An 8,415-nucleotide genomic window follows, 5' to 3' on the forward strand; every position below is an offset into this window, starting at 1 on the left:
CGGCACGACTGCCACCGCGCCGAAAAGCGCGAACACCAGCAGTTCGAGAAGTTGGCCGGCCGCGTCGGAGACTTGTGTCGCCGCCGCCTGGGTACCGCTGCGGCGCGAAACAACTGCGTAGGCCAACCCGCCGACGAAGGCGGTGACGAACCCGCTGCCGTGCAACCGCTCGCCAAGCCCGAAGCAGACGAGCGCGAGCGCCAGGGTCGCCAGCTGCGCCCAGGTGCCGCTCATCCACCCGCGCGAACTGGATCGTGAGATCACCACGCCGCCGATCACACCAATGAGCACGCCGACCGCCAGCGAGGCGAACTCGGTGCGAAACGCGAACCAGGCCCAGCGGACCGGAGCGGGATCAGTCTGCTCCGAGGCGAGCGCCAGCGCGGCCAGCAAAGCGGCCAGCGCAACGCCGTCATAAAGGCCGCTCTCAATCGAGAGCGCATGACGGACACGCTCAGGGATGCGCCGATCCTCGAGCAGGGCGTCCACCAACGCCACCTCGGTGGGCGCCACGATAACGGCCAGGCACACCGCTTCCCAAAACGGCAGCACCGGCAGCACTGAGACGGCGATTGCCGTGTTGAGGGTGATAGTCACGGGTATCCCTATCGCCATCAGGCGCATCGGCAGATGGCCCCGTCGAAACGTGGTCCGCAGGTTCAGCGTGGAGGCTTGGTTGAAAAGAATCACCGTCAGCGCCAGCTCCGAAAGGACCGTGAAAGCCTTCGCGTCGGACCCCGCCTTGATCAACCCCAGGCACGACGGACCGAGAACTATCCCGAGGACGACGAATATCAGCGCGGGCGCCAGGTACCAGCGTCGGACCAGCCCGGAGACGGCGGCATAGCAGAACACCAAAACTGTGAGGACGAACGCAGTCTCACTGTGCATTCTCTGCTCCTGCCTAGCGTCGGCTCCATACTGACACTCGCCGGCACGCCCCTAGGTTCCTCGACTACGGTGTCGCCTCAATCTGTCCCTTCCTGGATATTCGCTGCGCGCCATTTAGCGGTGAGATGTCAACGTCCGCTGGCGGATTCGTCAGGCACCGGATGCCTTAACCGGTCACCGGTCTCGAAGTCTGCCGACACCCAATGCCGGACCGTGGGATTGGCTCTCGCGGTCGGTGCCGGCAAAATTTGCTCTCGCGGTTACTTTCGAATTGTTACTCGCCCCAATGTCTTATTTTGTTGTGCTTAGCTAAGTGGCATCGATAGCCGTTCGGACACTGGACGAGAAGGAGCAAGCATGATGCTGTCAAGGCGTGCCATGCATGGCGCACTGGTGGGAGCGATCGGTACTTCGGCGATGGCCGGTGCGATGCTGTTTGGGGGCGCCTCGTTGGCGTTTGCTGACCCCACGCCCGAACCGCCACCTCCAGCCCCTGCGGCCCCGGCGCCTGGGTGCACGGCCGCCGACCTGGCGCAGGCGTCGGGCACAGTTGGGACCGCGATGGCGGGCTATCTGTTTAGCCACCCGGACGTCAACGACTTCTTCACCGGCCTTCGTGGGCAGCCGAACGAAGAGATTCGCGGCGACGTCCAGAACTACATGAACGCCCACCCCCAGGTTGAGTCCGAAATCAACGGGATCCGTCAACCCGTCACCGACCTGAGCGATCGCTGCGATTACCACCCTAATTCGGGTCAATAGTCACCTAAGTGGTGTCACGCCCGACCATCACCTTCGACATAGGCCAGTCACGCCGGTGAGGAGACAAGCAAGATGAGTCATTGGTTACGGTCATGGACTATCACGGCGGCGACCGTCTTGGCGCTCGCGGCCGTCCCCGGGGCGATCGTCACTATTCCCGCACCCGGGGTCGCTAACGCCGACGTCTGCGCTAGCGCCGGCCGACGGGTATCGGTGAGTGGCTGCGCGAACCTCGCCGACACGGTTGCGCCTTACGTTCCGCCGCCGGCGTACTACGCTCCCATGCCGTACGACCCACCGCCGCCCCCGAACGCCACCGGATGTGTGAGCTACAACGGTCGGTGGGTCAACGCCGGCGGGTGCAATTAAGCCCTTCCCCTATCGCCAAGCAACCACATAGCCACCGGATCGCGTGGCCTCCGGTGAGCAGCGCCGAGCGGGTCGGGGTGCACACGCTCAAACTGCTGCCGGTTTCGAGTTGATGAACCTCGCGCGGGGGGTTGTCGTGTGGGTGCCCGGCTTGACCGGGATTGCTGCCATCGCCCGCTCGGCCATCGCCGTGATCGTCAGGCTCGGATTCACACCGGGATTGGCCGGGATGACCGCACCATCGCAGATAAGCAGGTTCTGGTAGCCGAACACCCGATGCTCGCCATCGACAACTCCGTGCTCGGGGGTGTCGGCCGCTACCGCGCCGCCCAGAATGTGTGCGGTGATCGGCATGTTGAACAGCGCTTCGGTCAGCCAAGTCTGCGCTGTCCCACCGGTCCGGTCGGCGAGCCGCTGGGCGAAGTCGTTGGCCACCGGCAGGAAAGTGGGCGTCGGGTGGTCCGGATCCTGGCGCGTGGTGAGCCGCAGCCGCCGGCCGAGTATCCGCCGCTTGGGCACCAGCGACAGCGATGTGTCGGTGCTCTGCATGACGCCGGTGATGAGCGAGCGTTGCGACCAGCCGCGCGGATTGGTCACGCGGACAAATCGAATCGGGTGCCTGCAGATCTGGGCGAGCAGCTTCAGCGGCCGGGTGATTCTCGTGCCATCGCCTGTCAGCAGTGTGAACATCAGGCCCATCACGTTGCCGCCCGGCCCGTAGGTAACGGCTTCGACATGGCTGTCCCCGGTGGGGTGCACGCTCGAAGTAATCGACACGCTGCGACCCCACCCTCGGTCGTCCGGAGTGGTCACCGCGGTCATCGCCTCGCTATTGGTGCGGACCAACTGGCCGAGCCGGTCAGAGATTCGCGGCAGCGTGCCGTCCCTCTTACATTGGGCGAGTAGTTGATTCGTTCCCAGCGCACCGGCGGCTACGACCACACCGCGTGCGGTCTGCGTGCGGCGGTCCTTGCGAATCCAGGAGCCACTGCGTTCGCTGGTCACGGCGTACCCGTCGGAGCCATCCGCCGCCCCCAGCGGCCGGATCGAGGTGACCGTGCGTTCGGGATCGATCTGCACACCGAGGCGCTCCGCGAACCACAGATAGTTCTTCGGCAGCGTGTTCTTGGCATTGTGGCGGCATCCCAACAGGCACAACCCGCATTCGATACAACCCGACCGGGCCGGACCGGCGCCGCCGAAATACGGATCGGCGTGCACCACGCCGGGCTCGCCGAAGTAGACGCCAACGGGGACTGGGCCGAAGGTCTCAGCTACACCTAGCTCGACGGAAATGGCCTCGATGGCGTCGTCGGCAGGCGTGCGCCGCGGCTGCGTCACGACGCCGAGCATGCCCTCGGCCAACTCGTAATACTTTTCGAGATTCGGGGCGTCTCCGCATACCTTGCGCCAGTCCTCGAAGAATCCATCCCCGGCTCGCCAGAGGGTCTGCGCGTAGACCAGGCTGCCACCGCCCACGCCACTTCCGCTGAGGATCATGACGTCTTTGAACGGTGTGACCCGCAGAATGCCGTTCAAACCCAGCTTGGGCGCAAAGATCATCCGGCGCAGCTGCGAGAGCCGCTCGGCGAAGTCGTGGTCCTCGAAACGACGCCCGGACTCCAAAACGGCTACCCGATAACCCTTCTCGGCTAGGCGCAGCGCCGATACACTGCCGCCGAAACCGGACCCGACAATCAGATAGTCGTAGTCGTGTGCCTGGCTCATCATCGGCTCCTTCGCGCGTGGGAGTTGGCAGTTCTGACTGGTTTTGCAACTGTTGTTGTCTCGTACTCGCCGGAGAGCGGATCCAGCTTGTAGACCCCTGGGCCGGGCGCGGGCCGGCCGCCTTCGGCGAACGCGCTTGGCAGCGGTCGATGCGAAGTGCTGGTTGGGATGCGCTGGACAACGTGCACGACATGAGGTCGCCGGTCCGGTGACAGCTGTCCCAGTGCTGCGGAGAGGTCCTCGGCGTCGAGCGATCGCCCGGATCGCAGCGTGAGGGCGGTTATCGCGAGGTTGTTGCCTTCGGATCCGGGAACGGCGTATGTGACGCTCATGTCGATCGCGTCGAGGATGCCGAGTGCGTCTTCGACGGCGGACCCGCCGACCACCCCGTTAGCGGTAGTGACGAGCGAGTCGGCACTGCCTGCGAGCCAGAAGTCGTCATCCTCGTCGCGGTAGAACAGGTCGCCGGTCAGCACCCAGGCGTCTCCCGGTGCGAATAGCCCGCGATGGGGACGCGCCGCCGGCGACATTCCCGGCTCCACTCGCGAGAGCAACATCCCGATTTCCCTGGGCCGGCACTGCTCGGCGGAGCCGTCCGCCCGAAGGGCCAGCTGCCGGGTCTTTTCGTCAATGCGGGCGATGCGCAACTCGGGACTGCCCGGAAGCGGGGTGCCCATGCAACCGACCTTCGCGCCGGGCATGTTGACCAGGATCGCGTCGGTCTGCGCGGAGGCGTAGTACTCCACCACCCGGGCGGGGGCGAAGCGCTCAATGACCCTGTGCCACAGTCCGACCGGCATGCCCGAGCCGATGAATGTGCGGATCGTGTGGTGGTGCTCACCCGGATTCGGTGGCGCCTCGACGAGGTCGCGGAGCTGCGTCCAGGTGTAGGACACCACGGTCACGCCGTAGCGGCGCGATTCATTCCAGAACGTGTCGGGGTCGAACCGGCTCGCCATCGAAAATCGGGCGCCGCTGGCGACGGCACCGCCGAGGGACATCAACAGGCCCGACGGGTGGTGGATCGGGTTGACACTGAAGACCGTGTCGCGCGGTCGGAGTTCAGCCGACGTCGCGGTTCCGAACGCGGCCCGCGCCCAGCGGGCATTGGTGATATTTCGCGCCCTCGTCGACGGACCGTCGCCGGTGAACAAGACAAACGCAGTCTCGCGCGCCAGGCCGGGATTCGGTCGATACCAGGTCGGGAGGATGACTTCATCTGGATCGATGCGCTCCAGGTCGATCACCCCGTCGACGCCGAGGTCCCGTTGTCCTCCGCCGCCGCCGAGCACGAACACCTCGGCGTCCGTCTGCCCGTGGACGGAGTCGACGTGTTCCGGGTCGGTCACGATGCGCGCGGCGCCACCAAGTTTGATCTCCTCGGTGAACGACCCGTCGGGCCGCAACAACACGACCACCGCTCCGATCCGGTTGAGCGCGGCAACGGCGATAAGCATGCTGGGGCGGGTATCCATCAGGACGCCGACGGGTTCACCCTGACGCACGCCGACCGACAGCAGTCCCGCCACCACAGCGTCGATACGCGTCTTCAGAGCAGCGTGAGTGTGGGCGCGATCCTCCCACAAGAACCCGACTGCACCGGGGTGCCCTTCGGCGCGTTCGTCGAGGAGGCAACCGAGCGACACCCGCGTCTCAGGGCGCACCAATTCCAGGCGCAGCAGCCGCGGCAGATTCGTGGCGGCACCCGCCGTGAGTGCCCACGTCGCGTCGAGCGTCGCCGCGCCCAAGCGCCAGCCGGCCCCCAACCCCTGGCCTACCGCCGCGATGAGCGGGTTGCGTCCGTTGCTGTCGGCGGCGATCTTCGACGGTGCGATGGCCATCGGCTCGATGATCTCCGGCATATCCGTGCCGTTGTCGAGATGCGATGCCCAAGCGGCAACCGTCGGCCAGGTTCGGGCCGTTGCCGTTGAACCCACGACGATGCCGAGGTGTCCGACCGGCAGCGAGACCTCGTAGATGCCGGCACGCGGAGCCGCGCGGCGGATCGCCCGGACCGCCTCGGGCTGTCCGATCTGGTCGTTCTCGCCGACAAAGCACAGGACGGGCCGGTCGATGTCGGCGAGGGTCAGCGGTTGCCCGTCGATGACCATGCCGCCGGACAGCATCCGGTTCTGTGCGATGAACTGCCGCAGTGCGTCGGCGAGCGCCGGAGCCGGCCAGGCGATCCAGCCTTCAGACTCGATAAAGCGCCGCTGGCGCTCGTTGGGCAGCAACGCTTCGCGATCGTGCAGTTGCCGCAGGAACTGCACACGTGACCGCACATTCTTTACCGGATCGAGCAGCCGAAAGCCTTCGCGGGTAGCCCAACCGGGCAGTCCCGTGCGGTCCAGTAACGCGGCGACCGCGTCCGCGGCGAATTCCATCACCGGTTCGGGCAACGAGAATATGCCCACCGACTTGGTGTCGACCGGGCTACCGAAGGAGATGACGCTCGCCAGCCCCGCACCGCGGCGGTAGGCGGCAACCGAGTAGGAGAACACGCCTCCCTGGCTGTATCCGCCGAGGTGGACGTCTCTGCCGGTCAGGTCCCGGACCCGGTCGACGATTTCGCTAGTCGCAACGATGTGATCGGCGAGGGTCCGCTGCAGCCCACCTTCCTCATGTTCGGGTGCGCCGAAATCGACCACCCACGGGTCGATGCCGTGGTCATGCAGCACGCTCACCGCCGACGATGAAGAGGACACGTCGTAGACGTCGGCCACGAACATCATCGGCGGGACGAGAACCACCGCCGGCCGTCCGCTGCTGTCACCATCCGGGAAGTACCGGCGCAGCCGGTACATCGGCTCCTTTGCCACCACCTCGAACGGCGAGCCTTTTTCACCCGTCGCGAACCCGCCGTGCATGAGCAACTGTGCCGCGTTCATCGCCACCGCACCGAGTTGGTCGGTCCGTTTAGCCAATCCCACCCGTTCCATGAGGGCAGTTACTCGATTCGAGTTGTTCACGGCAATCCGTTTCAGCAAAACCAGTCAGAGCTGACTATATTATGTCTAGTTAAGCAGGGATCGCCGGGTCGGTCAATACCTCCGTCCCGGGGTTGTAACCGGGCACTTGGTTATCGGACCCGAACACGGCTGCTTCGTCGACCATTGACCCTCCGCAGCGCGACCGCTAGTCTCAAAACCGGTCATCTCTGACTAATTCAGGAGTATGTCAATCGGATGCACAGCACCAATCCGTCAGTGTCGACCGACGATGCGGAGGGCGCGCCGAGCGCGCGCGGATCCCTCATAAAGACGACTCCTGCGACATTCGACGCCCTGGACGAGTCCTTCCAAAGCGATCCGTTCCCGACACTCTCTGCGCTCCGCGATCAGTGCGCCGCGTTTCGCGACGCGGTCCTGCCCGCTGTGCATGTCCTTCGCTACGCAGAATGTCAGGCAATCCTGCAAAACCCGGTCGGCTTCACCAACGACTTCGCCTGGGCGATCCAGCCCTACCTCGAGAGCATGCCCGAGTTGGCGACGGAGCTGCCTCCGTTGTTCCTCGCTACCGATGGAGCCGAACATCATCGGTTGCGGTCATTGGCCAACCGTGCATTCTCCCAACGGTCGGTCGGCCAAATCGAGGAACACGTCCATCGGCTCACCGAGGCGCTGCTCACCGAAGCGATCGAGCAACGTGACGTCGACTTTATCGGGGCTGTGGCGTACCCGCTCCCGGTGCAGGTCATCGCGGAGATGCTCGGCTTACCCACCGCCGATCGCGAGTGGTTCAAAGACTGGGCGACCCGCTTCGCCGAGGGCTTCGGCAGTGCCGTCTTCGGTGTGCCTGAGCCGCACGTCATCGCGGCCCAGGTGGCTACCTTCCGCGAGATGCACACGTATCTGCGGCCCCTCGTCGAGGAGCGCCGCGAATCACCAGAAGAGGATCTGCTGTCGCGGCTTGTATTGGCCGAGGAACACGGCGACCGGCTGACCATGCCGGAACTGATGCAGATGGTCGCCGGGCTGCTCCCTGCCGGCCACGAGACCACCACCAACCTGATCGCCCATACCGTCGTCGAATTGGCCCATCACCCAACAGAACTCGCGCGGCTCCGCGCAGACCCCGAACTCATCCCGTCGGCCGTCGAAGAGGTCGCTCGACTGGGAGGACCGACCTTCGGACTACTACGTGTGGCGGCGGCTGAAACCGAGATCGCCGGAGTGGAGGTCGGGGAAGGCGAGCTCGTCATTCTCTGGGCGAGCGCCGCGCACCGCGACCCGGACGTTTTCGACCGGCCGGATACCTTCGATGTCGGACGGGACCCGAACCCGCACTTCGCGTTCTCCCGTGGGCCCCACTTTTGTCTCGGCGCCCAGTTGGCCCGGATGGAAGCGCGGATCGTGCTCGCGCATCTTCTCGACTCGACATCCAGTTTCGATCTGCTCAGCGAGGAACTTCCGTTGCACCCCAGCCCGATCTTGCGCGGCTACACCGAACTTCCCGTGCGGTTGACGCCACGCAGCTGATGGTTTCCGCCTTGTGGCGTGACGCGTAGTCGACGCGGGGGTCATGGCCCGGCCGGTGAAGTCAGGCCGGCGCGTTGAGCAGGTCTTCCCGGTTCGCGTCGCAGAGGAGTTTCTCGTATACCGGGATCAGCCGTTCGCCCAGAGCCTGCATGCGGAGAAGCTTGCGTGCCGATCCACGAACCCTGAC

6 protein-coding genes are annotated in these 8,415 nt (G+C 65.3%); 3 read left to right on the forward strand and 3 right to left on the reverse strand.

Features of this window, described 5'->3' with window-relative positions; translation table 11 throughout:
• Positions 1 to 891: cation:proton antiporter domain-containing protein (locus ACLP4W_RS21780; RefSeq protein WP_442389499.1), on the reverse strand; the 891-nt coding region annotated here is incomplete at its 3' end.
• Positions 892 to 1,248: 357 nt separating this feature from the next.
• Here ACLP4W_RS21780 and ACLP4W_RS21785 point away from each other — a divergent pair.
• Both ACLP4W_RS21785 and ACLP4W_RS21790 read left to right on the forward strand, forming a co-directional pair.
• Positions 1,249 to 1,653, forward strand: a complete 405-nt coding sequence (locus ACLP4W_RS21785) for a heme-binding protein (RefSeq protein ID WP_442389500.1) — start codon at positions 1,249 to 1,251, stop codon at positions 1,651 to 1,653.
• Between the two features lie 72 nt (positions 1,654 to 1,725).
• Positions 1,726 to 2,022, forward strand: coding sequence for a hypothetical protein (locus ACLP4W_RS21790; RefSeq protein ID WP_442378130.1), 297 nt, complete (start codon positions 1,726 to 1,728; stop codon positions 2,020 to 2,022).
• Positions 2,023 to 2,109: 87 nt separating this feature from the next.
• Here the strand turns inward: ACLP4W_RS21790 and ACLP4W_RS21795 are convergent, their stop codons facing one another.
• Both ACLP4W_RS21795 and ACLP4W_RS21800 read right to left on the reverse strand, forming a co-directional pair.
• The gene (locus tag ACLP4W_RS21795; protein ID WP_442389501.1) at positions 2,110 to 3,750 is read right to left on the reverse strand and encodes a GMC oxidoreductase; all 1,641 of its coding nucleotides are present in this window, start codon (positions 3,748 to 3,750) and stop codon (positions 2,110 to 2,112) included.
• A complete protein-coding gene (locus ACLP4W_RS21800; RefSeq protein WP_442389502.1) occupies positions 3,750 to 6,719 on the reverse strand; it encodes an AMP-binding protein in 2,970 nt (989 codons plus the stop codon). Before ACLP4W_RS21800 ends, ACLP4W_RS21795 begins: the two co-directional genes overlap by 1 nt.
• Before the next feature lie 216 nt (positions 6,720 to 6,935).
• On the opposite strand from ACLP4W_RS21800, the gene ACLP4W_RS21805 reads away from it, so the two are divergent.
• Positions 6,936 to 8,228: a cytochrome P450 gene (locus ACLP4W_RS21805; protein WP_442389503.1), complete on the forward strand. Its 1,293-nt coding sequence runs from the start codon at positions 6,936 to 6,938 to the stop codon at positions 8,226 to 8,228.
• Positions 8,229 to 8,415: the final 187 nt, after the last annotated feature.

It is taken from the genome of Mycobacterium sp., assembly GCF_052145595.1.
Classification (GTDB): Bacteria; Actinomycetota; Actinomycetes; order Mycobacteriales; family Mycobacteriaceae; genus Mycobacterium.

What these genes read in the sequence shown, in the direction of transcription:
- ACLP4W_RS21790 (WP_442378130.1), top strand. Translation starts at nt 1,726, where the DNA reads ATGAGTCATTGGTTACGGTCATGGACTATCACGGCGGCGACCGTCTTG.
- ACLP4W_RS21805 (WP_442389503.1), top strand. Translation starts at nt 6,936, where the DNA reads ATGCACAGCACCAATCCGTCAGTGTCGACCGACGATGCGGAGGGCGCG.
- ACLP4W_RS21785 (WP_442389500.1), top strand. Translation starts at nt 1,249, where the DNA reads ATGATGCTGTCAAGGCGTGCCATGCATGGCGCACTGGTGGGAGCGATC.
- ACLP4W_RS21795 (WP_442389501.1), bottom strand. Translation starts at nt 3,750, where the DNA reads ATGAGCCAGGCACACGACTACGACTATCTGATTGTCGGGTCCGGTTTC.